Source organism: Bradyrhizobium sp. DOA1 (assembly GCF_001593325.1).
Taxonomy (GTDB): Bacteria; Pseudomonadota; Alphaproteobacteria; order Rhizobiales; family Xanthobacteraceae; genus Bradyrhizobium.
In genome coordinates this window covers 4880201-4905688 of sequence record NZ_JXJM01000001.1, presented here as the reverse complement: position 1 = coordinate 4905688, position 25488 = coordinate 4880201, and the positions used below count along the sequence as shown (strand labels likewise).

The following is a 25488-nucleotide window of genomic DNA, read 5'->3' as shown; positions in this document are numbered from 1 at the left end:
CAGACAAAGGCATGGTTCAAGGGCGGCTACCATGATGGACTTTGGACGGCGGGGGGCATTCCCCCCGCCCGCTAATCTCATTAGAATTCCACTTCTTCACATATCAGAGCTCTGGGCGGCTGGACGGCAGCGGGCGGAAAACGCCGAGCTGCGGACATCGCGACTGGTCGATTGGACAAAGCGCCCGATCGAAGCTCTGCGGCAGCGAATGTTCACCGGTCGACGGCGGCCGGCGGATGACTATGACGATTCGCAGTCGGAGCTGTCGGCCTTCCTGCGGTCTTGCCGCCGGATCTTCTGGGCGCTCGCGGCCTTCAGCGGGATGAGCAATCTCCTCATGCTCACCGGTTCGTTCTTCATGCTGCAAGTGTATGACCGGGTGCTGCCCGGGCGCAGCATACCGACACTGATCGCCTTGATGGTCCTGGCGACGGTGCTTTATCTGTTTCAGGGTGGGCTCGACCTCATCAGGAGCAGGATAAGTGCCCGGGTCGGGCGGTATTTCGATGAAATGCTCGGCGCTCGCGTTTTCGACGCGCTTGTTCGCCTGCCTCTCAAGACCAGGGCGGATGGCGACGGCTTGCAGCCTGTGCGGGATCTTGATCAGGTCCGCAGCTTTCTGTCGAGCGGCGGGCCGACGGCGCTGTTCGATCTGCCCTGGATGCCGATCTATCTCGGCGTCTGCTTCCTCTTTCACTTCTGGATCGGCGTCACTGCGCTGGCCGGCGCCCTGGTGCTTGTCGGTATTACGATCCTCACCGAAACTCGAACCCGAGGGCCGGCAAAGGCGACCTCGCGTCTGGCCGTATCGAGAACTGCCCTTGTGCTCGAGGGGCGGCGGAATGCCGAAGTCTTGCAGGCCATGGGCATGCGCCAGCAGGCGGCGTTGCGTTGGCGCGATGCCAACGCGAAGTACCTCGCGGCGCAAGAGCGGGCCAGCGATGTCGCGAACGGACTCGGTGGCGCCTCGAAGATCTTCCGGGCAATCCTGCAATCGCTGGTTCTGGCCGTCGGGGCCGTCCTCGTCATCAACCAGGAATCGACCGCCGGCATCATCATTGCCGGATCGATCCTCACCGCGCGGGCACTGGCGCCCGTCGAGATGGCCATTGCGAATTGGAAAGGCTTCGTCGCTGCGCGACAGTCGGGACAGCGGCTCGATCACTTGCTGAAGCTTCTGCCTCAAGAGGAGGAGCGGTTGGCGCTGCCTGCGCCCGTTGGAACCCTCACCGCCGAGCATCTCTATGTCGGCGCTCCGAACTGCGAGAGGCCCACCCTCAGCGAAGTGTCATTCCAGCTGCGAAGCGGGCAGGCGGTCGGAATCATCGGTCCAAGCGGGTCCGGCAAGTCGACGCTGGCACGTGCGCTGGTTGGGGTGTGGCCGTGCGTTCGAGGCCGGATTCGGCTCGACAACGCCGCCCTCGATCATTGGTCTTCGGACGCCCTCGGCAAGCACATCGGTTATCTGCCACAGGATGTCGAATTGTTCGACGGCAGCATTGCCATGAACATTGCAAGATTCGACCCGCAGGCAACCGCCGCCGCTGTTCTGGAAGCCTCACATTCCGCTGGTGCGCACGACCTCATCCTCTCCCTTCCGGACGGATACAGCACGAAGATCGGCGAGGGAGGACTGGCGCTGTCCGCCGGGCAGCGGCAGCGCATCGGGCTTGCGCGCGCGTTTTACGGCAAGCCCTTCCTGGTCGTGCTCGATGAACCCTCGTCCAATCTCGATGCCGAGGGCGAGGAGGCCTTGACCGAGGCGATCATGAACGTGCGCCGCCGGGGAGGAATTGTCGCCGTTGTCGCCCATCGCCCGAAGGCGCTGGAAGCGGTTGACCATGTCTTGTGTCTCGGAGACGGCAGGGTTCAGTCCTTCGGCAAGAAAGAGGAGGTTCTCAATAAAGTGTTGCGAAATCCGGTACCGCTCAAAGTTGTCGGGGAAGCTCAAGGAGGTGGCCGATGAGCGGTCAGGTAGCGCCGGCGCTGCAATCCATCCAGCGTTACATGATCGTCGGAATGATCATGCTGGCTCTGGTGACCTTCGGGGTCGGCGGCTGGGCGACAACGACCCAATTGTCGGGCGCGGTCATCACCCAAGGCGTGGTTGTTGTGGATTCGAGCGTCAAGAAGGTCCAGCACGCCACGGGCGGGATCGTGGGAGAATTGCGGGTGCGGCAAGGCGACCGGGTCAAGGCAGGCGACATTTTGATCCGCCTCGACGAGACCCAGACGCTCGCGAACGCGACGATCGTTACCAACAGCATCGATGAGCTGTTCGCACGGCAGGCTCGTCTCGAGGCCGAGCGCGATGGCGCCGACCAGGTCGTGTTCCCCAAGGTGCTGCTCGACCGCGCCAAGGAGAGCAACTCCGAGGCGAACCGTGCAATCACCGCGGAGCGGAAGCTGTTCGACCTGCGTCGTCAGGCAAGGAGCGGCCAGAAAGCGCAGTTGCAGGAGAGAAGCGCGCAGCTGGAGAACGAGATCAAGGGCTATATGGGCCAGACCGAGGCCAAGCAGAAGGAAGTCGAATTCATCCGCCAGGAGCTGGAGGGCGTGCGCAGCCTCTGGCAAAAGAATCTGGTGCCGATCACGCGGCTCAATGCCCTCGAACGCGACTCCGCCCGTATCGAAGGCGAGCGCAGCCAGCTCGCCGGAATGATTGCTCAGTCGAAGGGCAAGATCTCGGAAATCGGACTCCAGACCATTCAGGTCGACCAGGACCTGCGGACGGAAGTCGGCAAGGACCTGATCGAAACACGTTCGAAACTCTCCGAACTGAGCGAGCGCAAGACTGCCGCGGTTGATCAGCTGAACCGGGTCGATATCCGGGCTCCGCAGTCCGGCCGCGTCCACGAGCTGAACGTCCACACTGTTGGCGGCGTCATCTCGCCCGGCGAGCAGATCATGCTGATCGTACCTGATGCAGATTCGCTTGCGATCGAGGTCAAGATCGCACCGCGCGATATCGACCAAGTTTATGTGGGACAGACCGCAACGATGCGCTTCGCAGCGTTCAACCAGAAGACCACGCCCGAAATCGATGGGGAGGTCAGCATGGTCTCGGCAGATATTACGCAAGATCAGCGCGCCGGCACGAGCTACTATACGGGCCGCGTCCTGCTGAAGCCGGAGGAGTTGGCGAAGCTCGGCTCGGCCAAGCTGCTGCCCGGCATGCCGGTCGAGGTGTTCATCAAGACCGCGGGTCGGACCGCATTGTCATACCTGCTCAAGCCGCTGCAGGATCAGGCGGGGCACGCGTTCAAGGAGCGTTGAGATCTTTCGCGCGAGCATTCGTCGCCGGCGCCCCAGGGCGCCGGCGACGAAAGCGCATCACGCCTCGTGACGGAGCCTGCGACTTGGTTTGAACGCCCGGCGCGCCGGGCAAGCGGTTCGCCGCAGCAGATTTGGCGTGGCGAATGTCGTGAGATCATCCGCCTCCGAATGAGCCGCACCAGGTCGCGCGGCTTTCGGTGGATCACCGCAACGGACGCCTGTTACCTCTGGCGCGAGGCCCGCGATCGCTCGAGCGGCCATCCGCTCGGCACGCCCTTTCGCCTGGCGACGGCAAATCCTGAGACCGCTGGATGAGCGGGCAACTCCCTCCGGCGTTCTTGATGGGTCCCGTCGGGCGGCCCGACCGGGCCAAAACTTCCCGCTATCACTCGTCCTGATCTTTGCATCTGCCGGTCTGCGACATCCCGGCGGCCGTCTGGGTGCGGCCATTCGCGTCGATTTAATGTGTGATTATTATTGTTATTTAAATTAAATAGATTTAATATCAAATAGTGTGAGCGACCGGAGGGCTTTTCGCGACCGGGAGGCTCGAAGCAGCGAATCCTGACCTAGTTGGCGTTCTCAGGGGGCGGCGGATGCAGCGAACCTCGGGGCCGGCCGTTGCGGCAGCCATTGCTGTCATGATCGGAGGCGTTCAGTGGGCTCGTGCGGGATTGTCGACCGCGCCAAGGGCGCCGCCGGCTCCTGCGCGCATTGAACTCGGACGCCCAACGCTTCCGCCTCTCACATATACGGTGTTTTGCCTGCGGTATGAGGCCGAATGTCGCCCGCGGCGCTCCTTCCGCGGCGGTCCGATCCGGTTGACCGAGACGCGATGGGCAGACCTGCAGGAGATCAATCGCAGGGTCAATCAGGCAATAGAACCGGCTCGCAACGAGTTCGGTCTCGCCGGCGAAGAATGGACCATCAATCCCGATCGTGGCGATTGCAACGATTACGCGGTGAGCAAGCGTCACGAGCTGCTTCGGCGCGGCTGGCCAGCGCGCGTCCTCCTATTGAGCGAAGTGGTCATGAGGTCCGGCGAACATCATCTGGTGCTTCTGGTGCGGACTAGGAGCGGCGATTTCGTCCTCGACAATCTCACGCCACGGGTCAAGCCGTGGTCGCGGACGCCCTATCGCTGGGTTCGCGTGCAAAGCGCAGGCAATGACGGGCTGTGGGCCACCGTTGGACGCGAAGGGGTATGAGGCATGGGCGACGCCGGAGCCTGAGGCTGCCTTGGCCAGACCGGTTGCGCTTACTTGTGAGCGCTATTCAGCTGCTCGAGCGAAGCAAGCCGATCTTCAAGCGCGACGATCCGGCGGAGAAGATCGAGGCGCGACAGCCCCAGGGTAGCTCGCGTCGATCCGATGACGGAAGCGGCGGCACACGGCTGCTCGGCATTGGGAAGGAGGACGCTGAACATACGCAGTACGCCGTCGCCAGTCAGCACATCGACCCAGCCTTCGGAAGATGATCGCCCTACGATCCGGCCTGGCACGCGGCCGACATAGCAGCGGGCATCAAGCTGGGGGGAGGCGTGAGTGATGCTGAGACGCTGCCCGGCAAGGTGGGTGAAGGCACCAGGAAATGGCGGCGTCAAGCCGCGGATCAGCCGATCGATGGTGTCGGTCGGTTGCCGCCAGTCAATCTCTCCATCGTCCGGAACACGGGTGCAGCCATAGGAGGCCTGATCGGCATCTTGAGCTGTGCCCTGATAGCCGGTGATCGCTCGAACGACGACCCCGCCAAGTTCATCTTCCTGGATCGCGTTGAGGCGCTCGTAGAGAGAGGTGACCGTGTCGTTCGCACCGATCGAGATCGCCTTCTGAAACAGCAGATTGCCGCCATCAAGCTCCGGAACGACAAGGTGAATGCTGATGCCGGCGGTGGTCTCGCCGTTGATGACTGCCCAATTGACGTTGGCGCGGCCGCGATAACGCGGCAGAAGGGAATAGTGCACGTTGACGAAGCGACACGATGCAAGAATGCGCGGGGGAATGATCCGATCGAACGAGGAGATCACAACTGCCGCCGGGCGCAGGTCTTCGATCACTTTCTGGAGCTGATTCAACTCCAGCAACTCCGTAACCGGGATGCCCCGTGCTTCTGCGAATGCGCTCAACGCGCGGGCCTCAGGTTGGTCCGGTTTTCGGAAGATCTGGACCACACGGCACCGCGCAGCCAAGGAGCGAAGCGCCGCGAAGCCCGTCGGCCCGTCCGCGAGGAGCACGACATCGGGCTGCAGGGGTTCCGTCATGTCGCCGCCGGCCACGGTACGAGCTGGGCGAAGCCATCCGGAGTTACGGCGCCGCCGCGCCGAACCCATTCGGCCGCGCGCAAGCCGCCGGTCTGCAATCGTACGATCGGTTCGGGGCCGATGTCCGAGAGCAGAATGCCCATGTGGCCCGGCTTGACGGGGCTCGTTGGCCAGACAGCGAAGCCATTTCGCGCCAGCGCCATTCGATCGATATCGCCCCAGAACTGTACCACGACAGCGCCGGCGCGCGCGCAGGCGGCCAAATGTGTCGCCTCTGCCTGGCCGACGCGTGGCGTGGTCGCTGGCTGCAAGGCGACGACGAAGGCGTCCCACGCGTCGGGGTGGACAGCGGCAACACTGCTGAATGTGTTGACCTTCGCGCCGAGGCTTGTCAGCCCGGTGTGCAGGGGAGCAAGGAAGTCGTTGTCGCAGAGCAGGCCTATCTTGTTGCCAAGGACCGCCAGACCACAGTCGTGCAACTGCTTCACGGCGAGCGGGCCGAGAAATGAGAAGACGTCGACAGCGGGGTGCCGCTCGTTGACTCCGACCACAGGAATTCCGCGCCGGGCGCACGCTTCGATATCGAGGTCCTCACCGCGAAATTCCCAGGCCTCGAACATCAAGGCAATCACGGCGTCGTCGCGCAGCTGGTCGATCAGTTCACTAGTAAGAGGACGAAGGTGGCCACTGTTGGTTACGATATCGACGCCGTGGAGTATCTCAGGGCTGATGCTTTCCAAAATCCCGATACGGTCAGCGACACCCAGAAGGGCCGCGAGCTCCATAGTCTCGCGCTTGGCATCGAGCACGGTCCCGTGGCGGCCGGGCCTCGCGAACGCGTGGACGCGCTTGGCTCCGGCCATCGCTGCGAGGACGGGGGTCACGGCATAAGCGCCAGTCGCGGCTTCGGTCAGCACAGTCATTCCCGACATGTCCAGTCCCGTTTCCGCGACGGCGAGCTTCATCAGCGTTCGTAGACGAACAGGCGAGAAGCCCGGTCTGCGAAAAGCTCTCATGCCCGCATCGCCAGATTGCAATTGCGCGACCGTTGTTCCAGTTACGGTCATCGATCTGCCCCGCTGTTGCCCGTGGAGGAAACCGGCTTCCTCGTGTTTTTGAACAGAGCGCTCCGGAAACCAACCGCGCGCTGTCCGGAGCGCGATGTAGAACAGATCGCGTATGAGCGCTCAGGTGGTGCTGCCGATGCGAATCCTCGGAAGCGGGGACGACCCGCCGAGCTCAACAGATGCTGGAGGGCTGGCCTCAATCCGCTGTTCGTGGTCGTCAGAGGGACTCTTTGAGGGCTGTGCATTCGGCCCGCGGGCATGTCCAATAACTCTGTTGGAAAGACGTCATCGATGAAAATGTGCAGCCAAGGTTTCGCGCATGCCTATTCGGCGCAAGGCACCGCTCAGGAAAAGTCTTTGATTGCCCTCGTTTGTCCTACTCTCGGCGTTTCCATATTTAATTTGAGTTTTAAATCCCAAAATACAAATGTCAAAATAAATAATTTTCAGGCGGTCGCCGGATGGTCCGAGTGGTGCCGGCTGACCGGCGGGAGGATGCCATGGCTCATCCCTGCCGAGATCGACGAGCGTCGGGAGTACTTGAAGAGCTGGGGGAATTCGCCGTCGTTACTCCTCCAGCGATGGCTTTGCTGCTTTCGGCTTCAACCGCTATCGCCAGTTCTGGTGGGCGGATTGTGCAGGGCAGCAATGGCAAGGGCAACGGTGGCTACGATGGCAGCCCCAACGGGAAGGAGGAGGGTACCCGTTAAAGTGACGCCTGCGGCAATGCTCTGTCACCGCCGTCCTAACGATAGTCGGAGCTTCAGACGGTTCGGCGGCGCTTTTGTCCAGATGGGCGGCTGATCAGGAGGTCATTCAGCTTCTTGCCGGCGCGAAGCTGCGCTTTCAGCCATCGGGGCTGTTTGCCGCGGCCCGACCAGGTTTCGGACGGATTCTTGGGATTCCGATACTTTGGCAGCACCGGAGGGTAGGGGCGGCGTGCACGTGACCCGGGGCCTTCGGCAGTCCCCTCCAGCCTGCGAAGTCGCTCTTCGAGCTTGACTTTTTCCGCGGTCATTCTGCGGCTAAGAACCGCAGTCACTTCGTCGTACAGCCGCCATAGCTCCGCCGTACTGGCGGACGTCCAGTTGTCGATGTCCATTGGAAGCTGTCCCCACTACTTCCAGTCTCAAAGCAGGAAGTGGGGCATATCAGGTCCAAGCCCGGTCGGGCAAGCTTGTTTGCGCTACCGGCTGGGGACGACGTTCCGCCCGAGCGGGCGTCTCCTAAGGAGGATTCGCCGACTGGCTCGCCTTCTGCCGAACATGCGCTGCTCGGCCTTCGACACACGACTACGCAGATTTTGCAATTCGGTGAATTGAACGATCAAATCTTCATGAGTTTGACGCAGAATAGCCGCAGAATACATGTGAGCACCTACTCGCTACTAAAGATTACTGATGACCGCCTGGCGAAGATGCCGATCCATTTTGCCGATCAGCACTCAACGGTCCTATAATGGGGATTGAAACCCCTTCTCCTTGAAAAACGTCTGTCTGCTTAGTTCTTTTGAAGTCAGACACTTGAGAAAATTTGCGCTCCTCATTTTGAGCCTCCCGGCGTTACGGCCAAAAACAAAAGATTGCCGCTATTTGTACCCGTGCGCACCCTCGTCTCGGCGGATGGGTAAACGCTTCTTGCCTTCCAGTTGCGCCTCACTTTCGGCGAAACTTTGCTGAAGGTTAGATTTGAATCGCGAGCGTAACTATATATCCTTGGTAATAATCCGCAGCGGACGATGAGTCGATGTCAACGCAAATATATCGTTGCGAGAATTTGTTTGGCACGTCTATTTAAAATTGTCTAATGGGCCCGACTTTACAAGAATTCATGGCTGGTCTTAGCGAGCGGAGCCCGCATTCATACGGTGCTGCAGGCATTTTCGAAGCAAGTTACGGTGCCCCGGCCGATATGTGCTGTGGCAGATGCCGAGCTTTGCGTTGCGGACCCGCCTTATGGTTAACGCGCGTCACCAGCCAGCAGGGACAGTGCTGGAATAAACCGCCGCCGTGCGGGTTTTGATCTTCGGGCAGAGGAACCATGCGCCGCATCAGAATTGTCATCGCGGATCGACATCCGATCGTCTTGCAGGGGATCAGCAGCCTCCTTTCGACGCAGAGCGATCTCGCGGTCGTGGCCTCCTGCGGAGATGCAGCAAGCTGCATCCAGTCGATACGGCTTCTTGTGCCGGACATTGCGCTGATTGATGCTGCAATGTCTGATATCAGGCTGCCGGACTTGCTGGCTCTCGCAAACGCCGAGGGCCAAGGTACTCAGGTGGTTCTCTTCGCAGATGCGGCAGGCGTTCGCGAACTGCAAAGCTCGGCTATGGACGGCTCGTGTCTCATTGTTGGCAAGGATGCCAAGCTGGAGACGTTGGTCGCGACCCTGCGGAAGATAGCCCAAAACCAACGCTTGGCATCACGTTCGGCCAGCCCCGGAGAGCTCGGCGAGGAGCCTCAGGCTGGCGAAGAGAAGTCACTGACGCAGCTGACGGGCCGAGAGCGGCAGATCATGCGGCTCGTATCTGAGGGATTGTCGAACAAGGAAATCGGTCGTTGCCTGAAAATCACGGATGGTACGATCAAAGTGCATCTCCATCACATCTTTCAGAAGCTGGATATCAGCAACCGGACTGTTCTTGCGGCACTGGCGATTTCGCGGAACGAGCTGCATTTGGAGGCGCGTGAAATCAACGCTTCCGGCCTACCACAGCGAGATCCGGCCGGCGCAAAATGACGCGAGCGTCACGCGCGTAGCTCCATTCATATTGGTCATTGTTTTGTGCTGTCAGCGTCGGCGATCGCGCTCAGACATTCAAGCATGCTGCGGCAGGCCCCTTCGGCCTCGGCCAGCGTTTGAAACGGCGAGCCGCTGATCTTGATGGCTCCAATATTCTCGAAAAGCGGGCGCCAACTCGCCAAGTAGCCGGAGCGTCCATGAAAGCCTGGACCGGTGGGGCTCCCGAAACTGATCACGAAAGAGAAGCCATCGCTGCTTGCGCTCCAGATCTCAATGCCCTCGGCAGCGGGACGGTGAAATTGTAGTGGCATGTGGCAATGATCCGTCGGTGGCGTTAAATTCGACGAAGAGATTATATAATTAAATAATATCAAGCTGGGATGCAAGCTGAATTTCCGGCGCCTGGGGCATGCCCTGGGGTTCAATGCGGCAGAATTACCCGGGACGGGCGCCTGTTGGACGGGGCGTCGCTCTACCCGCAAGCCGCTACGCGCCCGGAGGGTTCCACCAAGCTGCACGCGGGTACCGGCGCCATTTAAATATTTGTTGAGCATTTATTTAATTTATAATATTGTGGGGGGGCAAGCTATTAAATAGAGGAGTGCGCATTGTGACCCGCGACGACGATAAAGATGACGATCGGCGGACATTCTTGAAAACCTGCGGACGATTCGCGGCTGTTACACCCCCGGTCATGACCCTACTCCTGTCCACGTCCCTCACATCAACAGCAATTGCACGCTCAGGCGGTTTGCGCGGCGCGACGCGGGGCGATGACGGCGGGCGGTCATTCTTCGACAACGATCGATCGTCAGGGAGCTCCGGCTCCGGTGGTGGGGGATCTGGAGGTGGCGGCGGATCCGGAGGTGGTGGAGCGTCCGGCGGTCGTCAGAGCGGGTCAGCCAGAGCCGGCGGGACGTCCGGCGGTGGATCCGGTGGTCGAGGGGTATCGGGCGGTAACGGTCCTGTCGCGACCGAGGGGAGCTCTGGAAATCCGAGCGCGGCCGGAAGCGTCGATTGTGCAGATAAAGATGACAATGCGCGCAAGCGCAATCCCGATTGCGAGCGACCGGCCACTCGAGTTTCGAGCGCAACCGGATCTTAGCATGAGGGCACCGCGTCGACACCCGAGCGCGATCCCGACGCGCCGCCACATCGTTTGGGCGACGCAGCATGCCAAATGTTAGCGCGCGGCATCTCGATCGATTGCATATTTTTCCCGGTCGTCAAGGCTGGGGAATTTTCCAGGACATTTCGAGAGGAGGCCTGCCATGCGCGCTCGGTCGGACAACCCCGCTGCTGTTCTTCTGCAACGTCTCGAAGCGTTGGCCTCGCAGTTCGCAGAACTTGAGAGTCTCAGAGACCGAGTTAATCGCGAAGAAGAGCGTCAGCGCGGCCGGTGTAAGCCGGGCTATGTGCGGAAAGCGATTCAGCTCAGAGGGCAAGCGAGCGTGCGCTGCAAATTGGTATATTTGAAATCCAAGCCTGCGCCGCTTGTTCGCAATTCCATCGAATTATCGCGGCGAGTGTCCGAAAGCGAACGGATGGCCCGATTTTAATCGATCATAGTCGTTGCCGGTACGGGGGGCGAGCGGTTCATCCGCAGCGGCATCCCTACGCCAAGAACAGGGGCACTGAGCTTCTGACGCAGCAAACGCCAGGAGCGGTAGGGGTCTTCAATCCATCACCTAGTTTCGCTTGAAGGGATGAAAGCTCGTGAATGATGCCAATGTGAAAGTCGGAACGCATACTGATCCAGTGAATGATATTGCGAATGGAGCAAAGCCGAGGTTCGATTTCCCGATCATGAATTTCCAGGAAGTCTTCCGCGATTTCGCCGAGCATGGCGCCGCCATGGCCAAGAAAAATATCGAGAGCATGAAGGCGACTTCCGAGGAGATCAGCGACGTTCTCCGCGAAGCTTGTTCCATGAACGTGAAGGGTGTTGTCGATTACGGCGCCAGGGTCATGGAGATTTCCAAGGACAATACCAGTTCCAGTCTGGAATTCTTGTCCCGGCTCGCTGAGACCAGGTCGTTGCCGGAAGTCGTACATCTTTCGACTGCCCAAAGCCGCAAAGCCTTCGAAGTCGCCTCCGCGCAGAACCGGGAGCTTTGGCAGCTCGCGCAGCGGGTCGCGATCGACACGACCGATCCCATTAAGGCCGGCTTCAACCGGGTATTGAACAGGACCGTCGCATAAGACTGTCTGATCGAGGCTACCAGCCGTGCGGATCGGCTGGACAGGCATCTCGCGAAGAAGAGGTGCGGTCCAGCCGACGCTGGGTTCGCGTAGCCGGGGCGGCAAACGATTGCAGGAAATCAATATGGGTATGGTGATGATCAAGTGCCCGGAAACGGGGAGCGCCATTTCAACGGGTATCGAGACCAATCGCGAGAGGTTCCGATCCAGTGCAGTTTTCTTTTCGCGCACCTATTGCCGGATCTGCGCGACAACACACGAGTGGTTCGCGAGAGAGGCCTGGGTCCACGAGCCTGCCCCGGATGGTCAGCCGGGGAGCTGGCAAGCGTCTCGCGCCGTCGTGGCGTGAAGAAGCTCGGCTGCGCCCTGGGAAACGATCCGATCGATCTTGCGGCTCATCAGCTTGTAGCACTCGCACGCAACGGCTTCGAGCCGCGGCCGGTCAATCTCGAGCTGGCCGCGCCGATTCGATTTCAATCCCCTTGACGCCCGCAACGCACTCACAACGTGCGTGACGGTGGTGCGGCGGACGCCCAGTAGCTCTGATATAGTCTCCTGAGTGAGCGGGATGAGGTTGCTGCCATCTGCCCGGTCGTGAATGTGAAGCAGCCAGCGCGCCATCCGCGCTTCCACGGAGTGCAGGGCATTGCAGGCCGCAACATACTGCAATTGCGTCAGCAGCGATCGCGTGAAAATCTGCACCATGGATGCGATCGCGGGGCTGCGACGCAGAGCCGCCAGAAATTGCGCTGCCGGCATCTGCAGCACTGCCCCTGGGACGCGGACGACCGCTGTGACGGGTGAGCGGGATACGCCAAGCGCAGACGACAGACCGATGGCACCCTCATGGCCGATCACCGCCGTGGCGACCGTTTGACCATTGGGCAAGTCCACGATGAAGGCTATCGCGCCACCACAGGGGAAGAGAAGGTGTTCGATCCGATCGCCCGATCGAACCAATATGGCATCGCGCGCGAGCACGACTTTCCGCAAATGAGGTTTAAGCAAAGCGAAATCCGCCGGCGGCAACGCTGCTAACAACCGATTTCCAACCCTAGTCCCGTGGTCCATCATGGGATTGGTCCCCGACGGATGCTCGGCTAGAACTCGCGCCGGTTGTCGGGCTGCCCTGGAGGGCGATGGCCCAACAGCAAGCCAACCGGCCGCTAAAGATATGGTTCCAATGGATGATGGTATAACATCCTCGCCACGCAGAAAAAAGGCGCGGACTGCAAACGCAGTCTGACCGAACCGCGAAATGATCCGGCGGCCTTGCCGCGCGAGGGGCGGCATGTTCGCGCACATTGCCGGGTCGCGTCAGCGTCCGACAGGACCATCATCCCTCATCCAGAAGTCCAATTATAGACCATTTAATCTATTAAGATGTAGTCCCATCGTGGCGATGCATTTGACGGATGAGTTGCTCTATCAGGCGGCGTGACGGTGAGAGCTCGTGACGGTGAGAGCTCCGTCCCTATTCGAGCCTGGATCAGGCGGAGCGCGATCGTTGCGCAGGCGTCCGTGGCCGCGAGGGCTTTGCTGTCTTTTCGTCCGAGGAAAGGAGCCCATTGATGAACAGCTTGAAGAGAGCCGTGACCTTCTTGGCGTCCTGTTTCGGATCGTGCAGCGATACCGCCTTTCTCGCATCCATCAGACCGAGAATCGCCATAGCTGCAGTCTCGGGGTGCAATGCCGGCTGGATCTCCCCCTGCGCTTGTCCGTGGCGGATCACCTCGGCGATGAGGTTGCGCATGCTTCGACTACGGCCGTGCAAGATCTTCCCCATCGCGGGATTGCGTCGGCTCTCGGCGAGCATTTCGAAGAAAAGCGCCGACTGGGCTGGATTTGCAGGCTGTTCGAATTCCGACTGCAGCGCGGAGATGACCGAGCCGCCGCAATGGACCTCCTGCTTGAATCGCTCGGAAGCGCCCTCGAGCCGGGCGTCGGCCATCGCGGCGATGATCGCGTCCTTGCTTTCGAAATAATGATAGAGGTGGCCAGGGCTGATCCCGGCTTCAGCGCAGATTTGAGCCGTCGAGGCGCCGCTCAGTCCGCTTCTGAGAAAGCAGCGCATCGCGGCAGCCAGGATCTCTTGCCGCTTTTTCTCGTGCTTGATCGGGTCGAGTTTGCGCATAAGGGCTTCTTTAAACTGGGCTAATTGCTCCAGCAACCCCCTCGGGACAAAAGCGCAATCCCACTCCCCGGCGTAGAAGGATCTTCGTCAGTTGCTTTCGCGCACTGAATTCCCGTTGGACTCGCATGCACCTTGCGCGCTTCGTGCCGAACCATGCGGCGGCTCACCGTCCAGATCGTTGGGCGGGAATATGCTGTCGTAGATTGCGCGAGCTTCCTGGATGAGGCGAAGCCGCTCGAGCTCGGCTTTCGGGACGAGTCGAATGACATCAGCCATGTGTACCTCCGCTAGGCTGCTTCGTCCGCGCGCCGCCAGACCGGAAACGGATCGGCGAGCTGTGCCCATTCCGCGACGTCCATCGCAGGCCTTCCGGTGACGAGACACGCGTCCAGGCGGGCGCGGATCGAGTCTTCATCCATGCCGGCGCCGATGAACACGATTTCCTGGCGGCGATCGCCGTAGATGTCGCTCCAGTTCTGTCGAAGCTTCTTCCGCCAAAGGGGATCGTCCGGCCATCGTTCGGCCGGCACGCTGGCCCACCAGAAACCAAGGGCTTCGGTGCGAATGATAGAACCTGCCTGGCTGATTTCGCCGAGCCATTGCGGCCGGGTCGCGAGCCAGAAGTGCCCCTTGGCGCGAATGACGCCAGGCCAGGGCTCCTTGATGAATCTGTCGAACTTGGCGGGGTCGAACGGCCGGCGTGCGCGATAGACGAAGCTCCTCACGCCGTACTCTTCCGTTTCCGGGACGTGATCGGCGAAGCCGTAGAGCTCCTTGTACCAGAGCGGATGTGCTTGCGCCTTTTCGAAGTCGAACCGGCCGGTGTCGAGAATGCGGTCGAAAGCGACCCGGCCGTGGTTGGCTTCGATCAGGTCCGCTTCCGGGTTGAGGGCGCGGATGATCTTGCGCGCCGCCTCGCGCTGCTCGGGCGGGGCGTCATCGACCTTGTTCAGGACGATCACATCGGCGAATTCGATCTGCTCGACGAGGAGATCGACCAGCGTGCGCTTGTCGTTGTCGAGGGCTTCACCGCGCTGCTCCAGGAAGTCCGTCGACGAATAATCCCTAAGCAGGTTCACGGCGTCGACCACCGTCACCATGGTGTCGAGACGCGCCACGTCGGACAGGCTTTCGCCGTCCTCGGAGCGAAAATCGAAGGTCGCCGCGACCGGCAGCGGCTCGGAGATGCCCGTCGATTCGATCAGCAGATAATCGAAGCGACCGTGTTCGGCGAGGGCGCGGACCTCCTTCAGGAGATCGTCGCGCAGCGTGCAGCAGATGCAGCCGTTCGTCATCTCGACGAGCTTCTCATCGGTCCGGGAGAGATTCGCACCGCCATCGCGAACCAGATCCGCATCGATGTTCACCTCGCTCATGTCGTTGACGATCACCGCGACCTTCAGGCCGTGCCGGTTGTTCAGGACGTGGTTCAGCAAAGTGGTCTTTCCAGCCCCGAGGAAGCCGGACAAGACGGTGACGGGGAGTTTGTGCATGGAGATCGAAGAGCCTTTTCAAGGGGATAGGGCGGCGGCGCTTGGGATTGGGCATTTCGGATGACGTGATGTAATGTTATAACATTACATCAACGAAGCCGGGCCATCTGTCAAGGTGCTTTGGCGCGGGATGTGGATCGCGTGCCCAGGTGTCGTGAACGAGACTTCCCGGTCGGCGCGCTTCGCCGGCCAGCCATCCCGTCTTCTCAATCGAGCCTGCGATCTTCATGGCCGCGTAGGATCCGCGGTGGCCGGTCGATCGCGATGCCATCGAAGAGGCGGCTTCGATGGACGGATTGATTTTGCAAGGCGATCGGTCTAATAAATCGTCGTGAAAGCGATTTCGCCATCAGCCGAACAGCGTCGCCGTGGCCGTCCGCCCAGGGACCAGACACGGCCCGACGCGCCGCGCGCTCGGCTCATACGCGCCGGCGTCGCGATCCTGACCGAGAAGGGTTTTAGCGCCGTCGGGGTCGAGGAGATTCTGGACGCGGCAGAGGTGCCGAAAGGCTCATTCTACCATTATTTCGACAGCAAGGAGGCTTTCGGCCTCGAGCTGATCGACGCCTATGCCGGCTATTTCGCGCGCAAGCTGGACCGTTGGTTCGACGACACCGGACGTGCTCCGCTCGACCGTATCAACGATTTCATCGCAGATGCTCGCTCGGGAATGGCGAGATACCGCTACCGGCGCGGCTGCCTCGTCGGCAATCTCGGACAGGAGATGGGTGTTCTGCCGGAGCCGTTCCGCAAGCGCCTCGCCGCCGTGTTCCGGGATTGGGAAGCGCGAACGTCACGTTGCCTGCGGTCGGCGCAAGGGGCGGGCGAGATATCGAACCATCTCGACTGCGAGAATCTCGCGCAATTCTTCTGGACCGGCTGGGAGGGGGCGGTGCTGCGCGCCAAGCTGGAACGGCGTCCCGACGCGCTCGACGTCTTCGCTGCGGGCTTTCTTGCGATGATCCGGACACGAAGTGACGGACAATGACGATCTTGCCAATCTCCAACGAGCAGTAACCCGGGAGTTCAACTCATGACCGAAACACGCGCCGTCAGCCGCTTCCCTGTCCCCGATCTCGCCGATATGCCCGACGACATCCGCAGCCGCATCCTGGCCGTGCAGGAGAAGTCCGGCTTCATTCCGAACGTCTTTCTCGTGCTCGCCCACCGGCCGGACGAGTTCCGCGCATTCTTCGCCTATCACGACGCGCTGATGGACAAGCCTGGCAACCTGACCAAGGCCGAGCGCGAGATGATCGTCGTTGCGACCAGCAACCTCAATCAGTGCCAGTACTGCGTGGTGGCGCATGGCGCGATCCTGCGGATCCGCGCCAAGGATCCGTTGATCGCCGATCAGGTCGCCATCAACTACCGCAAGGCCGACATCACAGATCGGCAGAAGGCCATGCTGGATTTCGCCGTTCGAGTCTCGACGGAAGCGCACAAGACGTCTGAGAGCGACTTCGCGGCGCTGAAGGAGCATGGATTCACCGAGGAAGACATCTGGGACATCGCGGCGATCTCCGCCTTTTTCGGCATGTCGAACCGGCTTGCGAACGTGACGAGCATGCGTCCGAATGCGGAGTTCTATTCCATGGGCCGCGGCTGAGCGAAGGAGCGGCGCCATAGAGCCTCATCCGAGCAACTGGCCTTGAAGAATCTGTTTGTCCGGACGCGAGAACCTCGGATTGCGCTACGCTCGCTCGGACGATCCTTCGCGCGGCTGTGTCGCCCGCTGTCAATCCCGTCGCGCAAAAATATTCCACTTTACCGAAATTCGGAATTGACGTATGTGTCGTCCATCCCGGCTCACCTTGAGGGGCGGTCATGTTGTCGTGTGATCGCAGAGCCGGGTTTGCGGTGGACGCAGCAGCGTCGGGCGCGAAAGCCAGGGGCAGGGCGGATTGCTCTCCGTGAACCCTTCGCATCGCGCGGACGGACGGCGCTGTCAGGTTCGTCTCGTCTGTAAGTTTCCGGCTCCGTCGACAGGGCTGGGAATACTGCGGCGACATGGCGGGCCGTGCGTACGGCAAAACCGTGTGGTCCTGGCCGTCGTTGCTACGGTCAAGCTCTTGCGGATGCGGCATCTGCGTCAACCGGCGCAGGGCCGGTGAATTCCGTGAGGGTGAGGGAGGCCAGAAGGAATTCGGCTCCCGGGAGAGCGCGGCATAAGCCGTCCGACCATCGCGCAGGGAAGGCCGAGTGATCGGCACCACCTGTATGCTGCTGTGCGGTTCTTCCTGCGTGTGCTTTTCGCGCAGCGGACCGCGGGTGCGATGTCAGCACCCGGCCTTCCCTGCGCCCTCTTGGCTAAAGAGGGTGGAGCGATCAAGCAAAGCTCGGGCGAAACGCGCCGCGAGGCTGTGAAGGCGTGGCTAGGCTTCGAAATGCGAGCCGCAAGAGTGACGTTGCAGCCGCACACTCCGTCATTGCGAGGAGCGAAGCGACGAAGCAATCCAGAGTCGTTCCGCGGAGGGATTCTGGATTGCTTCGTCGCAAGGGCTCCTCGCAATGACGTGGAGAGAGTATCGCGCCCCACTCCGCTCGTGCCCGGACGCAGCGCAGCGTCCCATCGACGATGCGCTGCAGAGCCGGGGCCCATCTCTCCGAGCAATCCGCATCGGATGAGTCCCGGCTCTGCGCACACCACTGCGCGCCGCAGCGCGTCCGGAACACGAGAACTGGTGATAGACGTACCAGCTTCATTTCCTCCACTCACAAGCTCGTGTCTTTATTCGGAAACGTTCATTTCCTATTATCCCGCAATGCAAAAGACCGCCCGCCGATCTCGACCTGCTCGTCCGCCCGGCCGCCCCCGGGAGTTCGACATGGACATCGCCCTCGACAGGGCGGTGCGGGTGTTTCGCGAGCGCGGTTATCATGCGACCTCGATCGGCGACCTCGCCGCGGCGATGCGGCTGGCGACGGGGAGCATCTACAAGGCATTTCGCGACAAGCATGCGATATTTCTCGCCGCCTTCGAACGTTACACCCATCTCCGCCAGGAGCAGACGCAGAAGGCCGCGGCGCGCGGCGCAAACGGCCGTGAGAAAATCCGCAACGTGCTCTTGTCCTATGTCGAGCACTCTCGCGGCAGCGAAGGGCGGCGCGGCTGTCTCGTCGTCGGCAGCGCGGTCGAGCTGTCGGCGCTCGATCCTGTGGTCGGCGCCCGCGTCAACGCGCAGCTCAAGTCCAACGAAGATTTCATCGCCGGCCTCATTCGCGAAGGATTGGCCGACGGCTCGATCCCCCGCCATGTCGACGCCGAGGACACCGCGCGGCTGATGATCTGCATCATGCAAGGTCTGCGCGTCGTCGGCAAGACCCGCCTGCGGCTCGAGGCGCTGCGCCTCGTCAGCGTCGCGATGAAGCTGCTTACCTGAATTTTTTGTCAGAATAGGGAATTGTCATTCCCTATATCTTATCTGGAGCCGATGCGAATGACGATGAATGCCACGATCGAGACCGCGCCCGAACCGGACGCGATCTCGCAGCGCCTGACCATCGTGCTTGCCGCGGCCTGTGGCATGGTCGCCGCCAACATCTATTACGCCCAGCCGCTGATCGCGCCGATCAGCGCCGCGCTCGGCCTCTCGAATGCAGCCGGCGGGCTGATCGTCACCATGACCCAGATCGGCTACGGCACCGGGCTGCTGCTGATCGTGCCGCTCGGCGATCTCGTCGAGAATCGCCTGCTGATCTGCTCGGTTATTGCGCTCGGCGCCGCGGCTCTGCTCGCGGCCGCGCTCGCGACCCACGCGCTGCCGTTCCTGCTCGCCGCGCTGTTCGTCGGGCTCGGCTCGGTCGCGGTGCAGATCATCATTCCCTTTGCCGCGCATCTGGCGCCGGAAGCCAGCCGCGGCCGCGTCGTCGGCAACGTCTCGACGGGCCTGATGCTCGGCATCATGCTGGCGCGCCCGGTGGCGAGCTTCGTCACGGCGGCGCTGTCGTGGCATGCGGTGTTCTTCTGCTCGGCCGCGCTGATGATCGTGCTCGCAGCCATGCTCTGGATGACCTTGCCGAAGCGCAAGCCGGTCGCGCGCATGCATTATGGCGCGCTGCTGCTGTCGATGCCGGAGCTCGTGCGCACCACGCCGCTGCTGCGCCGCCGCGCGCTCTACCAGGCGAGCCTGTTCGGTTGCTTCACGCTGTTCTGGACCGTGGCGCCGCTGCTGCTGGCGAGCGAGTTCAGCTTCACCCAGCGCGGCATTGCGCTGTTCGCGCTCGCCGGCGTTGCCGGCGTGTTCGCGGCCCCGATCGCGGGACGGCTCGCCGATCGCGGCCACAGCCGCATGGCGACGCGGGTCGCGATGCTGCTCGCTGGCGCCGGATTCCTGATCACGCATATCGGCGCGCCCGGATCGATGCTGAACTTGGCTTGCCTGGTCGTGGCGGCGATCGCCATCGATATCGGCGTTCAGGGGAATGTCGTCCTCGGCTTCCGCGCCATCTTCGTGCTCGGGCACGAGCACCGCAGCCGCCTCAACGGCCTCTATATGGCGACGTTCTTCGCCGCCGGCGCAGCCGGGTCCGCGCTGGGCGCCTTCGCCTTCGCGCAAGGCGGCTGGACATTGGCATCGGCCATTGGCCTAGCCCTGCCGGTTGCCGGCCTGCTCTATGCGGCGACCGAGTAGCCGCCCGGCACGGACGCAAATTGCGCGATGCGGCCCGTTTGCCTACCCGTCGCGCGGGCGCAATTTCCGCCTCGTGGTCCGGGCGCGGCTGTAGTACTTTGGTTGCAATCGGACCTGGTTAACGGGCGGCAGGGGAAGGCTGATGAGGCGTGCGGGGCTGTTTGGCGTACCGCGGGTACGGCCATGGTCGTGGCAGGCATTTCTGCTCGGGCTAATCGTCGTTGCGACGTCGGCCGTGCTTCAGGGATCTGTGCCACCCTCGGCGCAAAGCTCTATTTCGCGGCATTCCTGCCCGGCCTCTTCGTGCTCGCGCTCGTCGCTGGCGTGCCGTCGGCGGCGTTGGCTGCGCTGGTGACCGTTCCGCTGGTGTGGTGGGCGTTCATGCCGCCTTTCTTCGAATTCAATTCGCTGACCAGCGCGAATGCCGATTCCATCAACCTGTTCTGCCTGCTCGCCGTGCTGGTGATCGGCCTTGCCGATCTCTGCCGCGCGACCATGGCGATGGTCGGCCGCGGCGGGTTGAAGCATCCGGGCGAGAGTGCGGCATTGAATCCGCAATAGATCGGCCGTGCACGACCATGCGCGTTGCGCGCGCGCAACAGTTCGGCAACCATCCGCATGCTCGCCGCGCGCCGCTAACTTTTCGAAAAAGATTTGGTCGCAGTTTCTCCCGCGGGAATGACGAGGGAGTATTCGGACATGAACGGCCACATCACCGGTCACGCCATCTTGGAGAACGTGCGTCGCTACCGCGGCATCGCATCGCTCTATCGCCAGACCGCTGCATTCCGTCCGGGCCAGAGCTGGTCGCTGCTGGAGCAGGCGAAGGATTGGGAAGCGCGCGCGCTGTCGGAGCTGGAAGCTTATTTCGCGACGCGCACGGATTACGCCGCTCCGCGCGCGGCCTGATCGTTAACCATCGCTCACGATATGATCGTGAGATCGGGCGCGGGCACGACGAATTGCCCGCCCCAGCGACGAACCTCCGGCAACTGGGCGATGATCTCGTCCTTGAGATTCCAGGGCAGGATGAAGACGTAATCGGGCTTGGCCGCGATCAGCGCGGCGGGATCGCGGATCGGCAGATGCGATCCCGGCAGCAGCAAGCCCTGCTTGTGCGGATTGCGGTCCACGGTGAACGGAATCAGCTCGCACGTGACGCCGCAATAATTGAGCAGCGTGTTGCCTTTCGCGGGCGCGCCATAGGCCAGCACCGTCTTGCCCGCACCTCGCGCCGCGACGAGGAAGCCGCGGATCATCTCGCGCTTCGCCGCCACCTTCTCACGGAAACCACGATAGGTCGCCGCCTGGTCGATGCCCGCTTCAGCTTCGCGCCGGCGCAATCTCTCGAGTGCGGGCGAGGGGCCTTCTGGCGCAGCCTGGTTGCAGACGTGCAGGCGCAGCGAGCCGCCATGCGTCGGCAATTCCTCGACATCGAAGATGCGCAAGCCGTGTGCGCGAAACACGGTCTCGAGGGTTGCGAGCGAGAAGTACGACAGGTGCTCGTGATAGATCGTGTCGAACTGGATGCCTTCGATCAGATGCAGAAGATGCGGCAGCTCCAGCGTCGCGCGCCCGGTCTCAGGCAGGAGAATGCGCAGCGCCGCGACGAAGTCGTTGATGTCGGTGACGTGGGGCAGCACGTTGTTGGCGACGACCAGATCGGGCCTGTGTCCTTCGGCCCGCAGCGCGCGCGCGACGTCGCGCCCGAAATAGCAGGTCCGGGTTGGAATGCCCTTGGCGATGGCAGCCGCCGCGGGGCCGCTGGCGGGCTCGACGCCGAGCACGCGGATGCCGGCACGCCGGAAATATTGCAGGAGATATCCGTCGTTGCTGGCGATCTCGATCACCACGGACGTTACGCCGAGCTTCGCGCGGACGATCATCGCTGCGGCGTAGCTCTCGCAATGATGCAGCCAGCTCTCGGAATAGGAGGAGTAGTAGAGATATTGGTCGAAGATGCTCGCCACAGACTCGAATTGCGGCAGCTGGACCAGCCCGCAGGCCCGGCAGACACGGGCATGCAGCGGATAGGCCGGCTCGGTCGTGTCCGCGCGCTCCGGCGGCACGAAAGAGTTTGCGAGAGGCGACAGGCCGAGATCGATGAAGGTCTCGTCGAGCTCGTCCGCGCAGAAGCGGCATCGATGCCTGTCCATGGACGGATCGCCCCGTTGTGCCGTCATGCCGCGGCTGTTACTGAATTGCCTCAAGCCACGCAAATTCCGTTAACGTTGCGCATGATGCAACCGAAAACGCGTTCCGGTGAACGGATGTTCGCAATGGCGGTGTGTGCAACTCGCCGCGCGGGGGCTTGAGATGAAGTTCACGCCATTGACCCTGCCGGGCGTCATCGAAATCGGGATCGAGCCGGAGACCGACGCGCGCGGATTTTTCGCCCGGCTGTTCGACGCGGAAGCCTTCGCCGCACAGGGTCTGCCGACGCATTTTTCGCAACACAGCTTGTCCCGCAACGAGCGCGCCGGCACGTTGCGCGGCCTGCACTACCAGGCAGGGCGGCCGGAGGCCAAGCTGGTGCGGTGCGTGTCCGGCCGCGCCTTCGATGTGATCGTCGATCTGCGCCGGTCGCTGCCGACATATGGGCAATGGTGCGCGGTCGAGCTCGCCGCCAACCGGCCTAATGCAGTGTTCATTCCCGCCGGATGCGCGCACGGCTTCCAGACGCTCGAAGGCGGCACCGAGCTGATGTATTTCATCGACGTGCCCTATGACCCGCAGGGTGCGGCCGGCATTCGCTGGGACGATCCGTCGCTGGCGATCGCCTGGCCGCTTCCTGATCCGATTCTGTCCGCGCGCGACCGTGCGCTGCCTTTTCTCGCATGAAGCGGGTGCTGGTCACGGGCGCGTCCGGATTCCTCGGCCGTGCGCTGCTGCCTGCCCTGGCCGATCGCGGCTTCGAGGTCCATGGCGTCGCGCGCTCGGCTCAACCGTCAACCGCGGGCGTGACGTGGCTCGCTGCTGATCTCCTCACGGAAGCCGGCCGCGTGCAGGTGCTATCGGCATCGCGCCCGACGCATCTGGTCCATCTCGCCTGGGAAGCGCGGCCGGGCCGTTATCGTGACGATCCCGTCAACCGGCTCTGGGCGGAGGCGAGCATCGATCTGCTCGCGCGGGCCAGAGCCTGCGATACCAGCCGCATCCTCGGCATCGGAAGCTGTCTCGAATACGGCCCGCAGAACGGCTTGTGCGACGAACTTGCGAGCGAGTGCCGTCCGACGACCCTGTATGGACAGGCCAAGCTCAGCGCAGCCGAAGCCTACATCGCCGCCGGTGCCGCCTGGGGCCGCGTATTTTTCCCGTTCGGCCCGCGCGAACCGGAGGCGCGTCTTATCCCCTCGTTGATCCGGCATCTGCGCGCGGGCCAAAACTTCGACTGTTCGCATGGCCGGCAGCTGCGCGACTTCGTCTATGTCGAGGACCTCGCGCAGATGATCGCCGCGGTGCTCGACAGCGATCTGACCGGAGCAGTCAATCTCGGCAGTGGCGAGCCGCGCAGCCTGCGCAGCGTGGTCGAGCATGTCGCCGATCGCCTCGAGGCGCGGCAACTGGTCCGGTTCGGGGCCGTCGACGCAACCGGCGTCGATGCCGAGCCGATCATCGCCGCCGACATTCGCCGCCTTCGCGAGGTGGCCGCGGGCGTGCCGATGATCGGCTTCGAGGCGGGCGCCGGGCGCGCTCTCGCGTGGTGGATCGATCGCCTGTCGGGGAGGGCGTGAGCTGCGGTCCGCTTGCAACAGGCTGACGGCAGATAAGACCCTGGCAATTACGGAGTTGTCTCGCCGCCCGCCTGTGCTAGTCACGAGCCGACCGACATCTCCTTCACGCCGGCCGGGGCAAGCGATGACCACATTCAACCGCATCTTCACGACGGAGCGCCTGCTCCAGATCATCGTGGTGCTGGCGGCGACGCTCGCCATGAAGCTGATGAGCTGAGCGCGCGCGGGCTAGCGTCCGCCGAGCTCAGGCACATCGGGCAGATAGTTCGAGCCTTCCGAGCCCAGGAAATCGAACATCGCCTGCGCCGGCGGCAGCAGCACCTTGTCGCTGCGGCGGATCACGTACCATTGCCGCACGATCGGCAGGCCGGCGACGTCGAGCACGATGAGCCGGCCCTCGGCGAGCTCATGCGCCACGGTGTGGGCCGAGATGAAGGCAATGCCGAGCCCGGCGATCACCGCCTGCTTGATGGTCTCATTGCTGCTCATCTCCATGCCGATGATCGGCTCGAGATCCGACTTCTGGAACATGCCCTCCATCAGCGTCCGCGTCCCCGAGCCGGGCTCGCGGGTGAGGAAGGTCTCGTGCACGAGGTCGGTCAGGTTGAGGCCGGAATCCTTCTCCAGCCAGTGTCCCTTGCGCGCGACGATGATGTGCGGATTGCGTCCGAGCTGACGGACGTCGACCGTGACGTCGGCCGGTGGCCGACCCATCACCGCGAAATCGAGGTCGTAGCCGTGCATGGCCTCGCGGATCTCCTCGCGGTTGCCGATGGTGAGCTTGATCTCGATCTTGGGATGCCGCTTGGAGAACGCCGCGATCGCGTGCGGCACGAAGTATTTCGCGGTCGAGACGGCGCCAAGCTGCACGGTGCCGCCGGTCCGCCCCGCGAGCAGGTCAAGCGCGCCCTGGCAGTCCATGATGGCGGCCTCGACCCGCTCGGCCAGCGCCAGGACCTCCTTGCCAGCCTCGGTCAGCAGCATCCCGTCGCCGGTCCGCTGCACCAGCGGCAAACCTGCAAGGTCCTGAAGCTGCCGCAGCTGCTGGGTCACGGCCGGCTGCGTCAGCCCGAGATGGCTGGACGCCGCCGTCACGCTGCCCTTGGCCGAGAGCGCCGCAAGCGAGCGCAGCTGCCGGATGGTCAGATGCCGGAGCTGGGCCGCCCCATGGCTGAGGCTATTATAAGAAAATTCTTTGACGCTCATTATGAATAGAAATTTTCCTTATTAAGCGGGGCCTGTCAATCTCATCCTGCTGGGACTGACCGCATCGACCTCCACTGGGGAGGGAAACGGATGCGGCGCCAGCAAGGGATGGACGCAGATGACCGGGCAACTCAGGCTGGACGACCTCCTTCAGCGGTATTCTGAGACCGCACCGCATGCGCTCGCGGTGGCGGCCGCCGTCGATGCCATCGCGGCAGCGGCGATCGAGATCGCCGATCTCATTGCCTCCGGCGATCTCGCCGACGCCTCGGGCCTGACGACGGGCCGCAACAGCGACGGCGACGTTCAGCGCGATCTCGACGTCCAGGCCGACGCGATCCTGCGCCGCTGCATCGGCAGGCTGCCGATCGCGGCGCTGGCATCGGAGGAGATGCGCGAAGCCCAGATCGTCGATCGGGAAGGCCGCATCTGCATCGCGATCGATCCGCTCGACGGCTCCTCCAACATCGACATCAACATGACCGTCGGCACGATCTTCTCGATCCTGCCCGCGCCCGACGATCTCTCGCTCGCCTTCCACCAGCGCGGCTCGGCGCAGCTGGCGGCGGGGTTCGTCACCTACGGTCCGCAGACCTCGCTGGTGCTCACTCTCGGCGACGGCGTCGACGTCTTTACGCTCGACCGCAAGGCCGGCTGCTTCCGCCTCGCCCGCAGCGGCGTGCAGATCTCCGAGGCCTGCGAGGAGTTCGCGATCAACGCCTCGAACCGTCGGCACTGGG

23 protein-coding genes and 2 pseudogenes are annotated in these 25488 nt (G+C 62.5%); 15 read left to right on the top strand and 10 right to left on the bottom strand.

Features of this window, described 5'->3' with window-relative positions:
• Nucleotides 1-208 precede the first annotated feature (208 nt).
• The 3 genes from SE91_RS22970 to SE91_RS22960 all read left to right on the top strand — a co-directional run bounded on the left by SE91_RS22970 (nt 209) and on the right by SE91_RS22960 (nt 4484).
• Nucleotides 209-1966, top strand: a complete 1758-nt coding sequence (locus SE91_RS22970; RefSeq protein ID WP_061849221.1) for a type I secretion system permease/ATPase — start codon at nt 209-211, stop codon at nt 1964-1966.
• A complete protein-coding gene (locus SE91_RS22965; protein ID WP_061849220.1) occupies nt 1963-3276 on the top strand; it encodes an HlyD family type I secretion periplasmic adaptor subunit in 1314 nt (437 codons plus the stop codon). The genes SE91_RS22970 and SE91_RS22965 overlap by 4 nt, the downstream gene beginning before the upstream one ends.
• Before the next feature lie 596 nt (nt 3277-3872).
• Nucleotides 3873-4484, top strand: a complete 612-nt coding sequence (locus SE91_RS22960; protein ID WP_061849219.1) for a transglutaminase-like cysteine peptidase — start codon at nt 3873-3875, stop codon at nt 4482-4484.
• A gap of 50 nt (nt 4485-4534) precedes the next feature.
• Here the strand turns inward: SE91_RS22960 and SE91_RS22955 are convergent, their stop codons facing one another.
• The 3 genes from SE91_RS22955 to SE91_RS35485 form a co-directional block, all read right to left on the bottom strand.
• Nucleotides 4535-5536, bottom strand: a complete 1002-nt coding sequence (locus tag SE91_RS22955) for a methionyl-tRNA formyltransferase (protein WP_063921357.1) — start codon at nt 5534-5536, stop codon at nt 4535-4537.
• Nucleotides 5533-6501, bottom strand: a complete 969-nt coding sequence (locus SE91_RS22950; RefSeq protein ID WP_061849217.1) for a hypothetical protein — start codon at nt 6499-6501, stop codon at nt 5533-5535. Before SE91_RS22950 ends, SE91_RS22955 begins: the two co-directional genes overlap by 4 nt.
• A gap of 865 nt (nt 6502-7366) precedes the next feature.
• Nucleotides 7367-7705: an H-NS histone family protein gene (locus SE91_RS35485; RefSeq protein WP_082813785.1), complete on the bottom strand. Its 339-nt coding sequence runs from the start codon at nt 7703-7705 to the stop codon at nt 7367-7369.
• Between the two features lie 938 nt (nt 7706-8643).
• Between SE91_RS35485 and SE91_RS22945 the strand changes: the two genes are divergently transcribed.
• Nucleotides 8644-9342: a response regulator transcription factor gene (locus SE91_RS22945; RefSeq protein WP_061849216.1), complete on the top strand. Its 699-nt coding sequence runs from the start codon at nt 8644-8646 to the stop codon at nt 9340-9342.
• A gap of 35 nt (nt 9343-9377) precedes the next feature.
• Here the strand turns inward: SE91_RS22945 and SE91_RS22940 are convergent, their stop codons facing one another.
• Entirely contained in the window at nt 9378-9656 is a 279-nt protein-coding gene (locus tag SE91_RS22940; RefSeq protein ID WP_008557470.1) for a nuclear transport factor 2 family protein, read from the bottom strand.
• 290 nt (nt 9657-9946) lie between these two features.
• Here SE91_RS22940 and SE91_RS37750 point away from each other — a divergent pair.
• Nucleotides 9947-10243: pseudogene (locus SE91_RS37750) on the top strand (hypothetical protein); the annotation flags it as partial.
• 818 nt (nt 10244-11061) lie between these two features.
• Entirely contained in the window at nt 11062-11547 is a 486-nt protein-coding gene (locus tag SE91_RS22930; protein WP_060735305.1) for a phasin family protein, read from the top strand.
• 306 nt (nt 11548-11853) lie between these two features.
• Here SE91_RS22930 and SE91_RS22925 read toward each other — a convergent pair whose 3' ends face one another.
• From SE91_RS22925 to zigA, 4 genes are all read right to left on the bottom strand, one after another.
• Complete coding sequence (locus SE91_RS22925) at nt 11854-12621, bottom strand: Crp/Fnr family transcriptional regulator (RefSeq protein WP_060735306.1); 768 nt, start codon at nt 12619-12621, stop codon at nt 11854-11856.
• A 415-nt stretch (nt 12622-13036) separates the two neighbouring features.
• Nucleotides 13037-13681 carry a TetR/AcrR family transcriptional regulator gene (locus tag SE91_RS22920; protein ID WP_008557488.1) on the bottom strand — a complete coding sequence of 215 codons (645 nt, stop codon included), beginning with the start codon at nt 13679-13681 and terminating at the stop codon, nt 13037-13039.
• Between the two features lie 87 nt (nt 13682-13768).
• The gene (locus SE91_RS35470; protein ID WP_082813783.1) at nt 13769-13957 is read right to left on the bottom strand and encodes a hypothetical protein; all 189 of its coding nucleotides are present in this window, start codon (nt 13955-13957) and stop codon (nt 13769-13771) included.
• Nucleotides 13958-13968: 11 nt separating this feature from the next.
• Nucleotides 13969-15174 carry a zinc metallochaperone GTPase ZigA gene (zigA, locus tag SE91_RS22915; RefSeq protein WP_061849214.1) on the bottom strand — a complete coding sequence of 402 codons (1206 nt, stop codon included), beginning with the start codon at nt 15172-15174 and terminating at the stop codon, nt 13969-13971.
• A 331-nt stretch (nt 15175-15505) separates the two neighbouring features.
• Between zigA and acuR the strand changes: the two genes are divergently transcribed.
• The 6 genes from acuR (at nt 15506) to SE91_RS22885 (ending at nt 20717) form a co-directional block, all read left to right on the top strand.
• Nucleotides 15506-16162 carry an acrylate utilization transcriptional regulator AcuR gene (gene acuR / locus SE91_RS22910; protein ID WP_008557490.1) on the top strand — a complete coding sequence of 219 codons (657 nt, stop codon included), beginning with the start codon at nt 15506-15508 and terminating at the stop codon, nt 16160-16162.
• 45 nt (nt 16163-16207) lie between these two features.
• A complete protein-coding gene (locus tag SE91_RS22905; RefSeq protein WP_060735308.1) occupies nt 16208-16783 on the top strand; it encodes a peroxidase-related enzyme in 576 nt (191 codons plus the stop codon).
• Between the two features lie 1156 nt (nt 16784-17939).
• Nucleotides 17940-18557 (top strand): TetR/AcrR family transcriptional regulator, encoded by a 618-nt coding sequence (locus tag SE91_RS22900; RefSeq protein ID WP_061849213.1) that lies wholly within the window; start codon nt 17940-17942, stop codon nt 18555-18557.
• Between the two features lie 57 nt (nt 18558-18614).
• Nucleotides 18615-19808 (top strand): MFS transporter, encoded by a 1194-nt coding sequence (locus SE91_RS22895; RefSeq protein ID WP_061849212.1) that lies wholly within the window; start codon nt 18615-18617, stop codon nt 19806-19808.
• 102 nt (nt 19809-19910) lie between these two features.
• The gene (locus SE91_RS22890) at nt 19911-20369 is read left to right on the top strand and encodes a DUF4118 domain-containing protein (protein WP_245318495.1); all 459 of its coding nucleotides are present in this window, start codon (nt 19911-19913) and stop codon (nt 20367-20369) included.
• A gap of 138 nt (nt 20370-20507) precedes the next feature.
• Nucleotides 20508-20717 carry a hypothetical protein gene (locus SE91_RS22885; RefSeq protein ID WP_061851261.1) on the top strand — a complete coding sequence of 70 codons (210 nt, stop codon included), beginning with the start codon at nt 20508-20510 and terminating at the stop codon, nt 20715-20717.
• A gap of 14 nt (nt 20718-20731) precedes the next feature.
• On the opposite strand, the gene SE91_RS22880 is transcribed toward SE91_RS22885, so the two are convergent.
• On the bottom strand, nt 20732-21964 hold the full coding sequence (locus tag SE91_RS22880; protein WP_061851260.1) for a class I SAM-dependent methyltransferase: 1233 nt from the start codon (nt 21962-21964) through the stop codon (nt 20732-20734).
• Between the two features lie 160 nt (nt 21965-22124).
• Here SE91_RS22880 and rfbC point away from each other — a divergent pair, with 160 nt between their 5' ends.
• Entirely contained in the window at nt 22125-22649 is a 525-nt protein-coding gene (gene rfbC, locus SE91_RS22875) for a dTDP-4-dehydrorhamnose 3,5-epimerase (RefSeq protein WP_061849211.1), read from the top strand.
• A complete protein-coding gene (locus SE91_RS22870; RefSeq protein WP_061849210.1) occupies nt 22646-23542 on the top strand; it encodes an NAD-dependent epimerase/dehydratase family protein in 897 nt (298 codons plus the stop codon). The genes rfbC and SE91_RS22870 overlap by 4 nt, the downstream gene beginning before the upstream one ends.
• A 228-nt stretch (nt 23543-23770) precedes the next feature.
• Here SE91_RS22870 and SE91_RS22865 read toward each other — a convergent pair whose 3' ends face one another.
• Nucleotides 23771-24748 (bottom strand): LysR family transcriptional regulator, encoded by a 978-nt coding sequence (locus tag SE91_RS22865; protein ID WP_061849209.1) that lies wholly within the window; start codon nt 24746-24748, stop codon nt 23771-23773.
• Between the two features lie 118 nt (nt 24749-24866).
• Between SE91_RS22865 and SE91_RS22860 the strand changes: the two are divergent.
• Nucleotides 24867-25488 (top strand): annotated as a pseudogene (locus SE91_RS22860) (class 1 fructose-bisphosphatase); the annotation flags it as partial.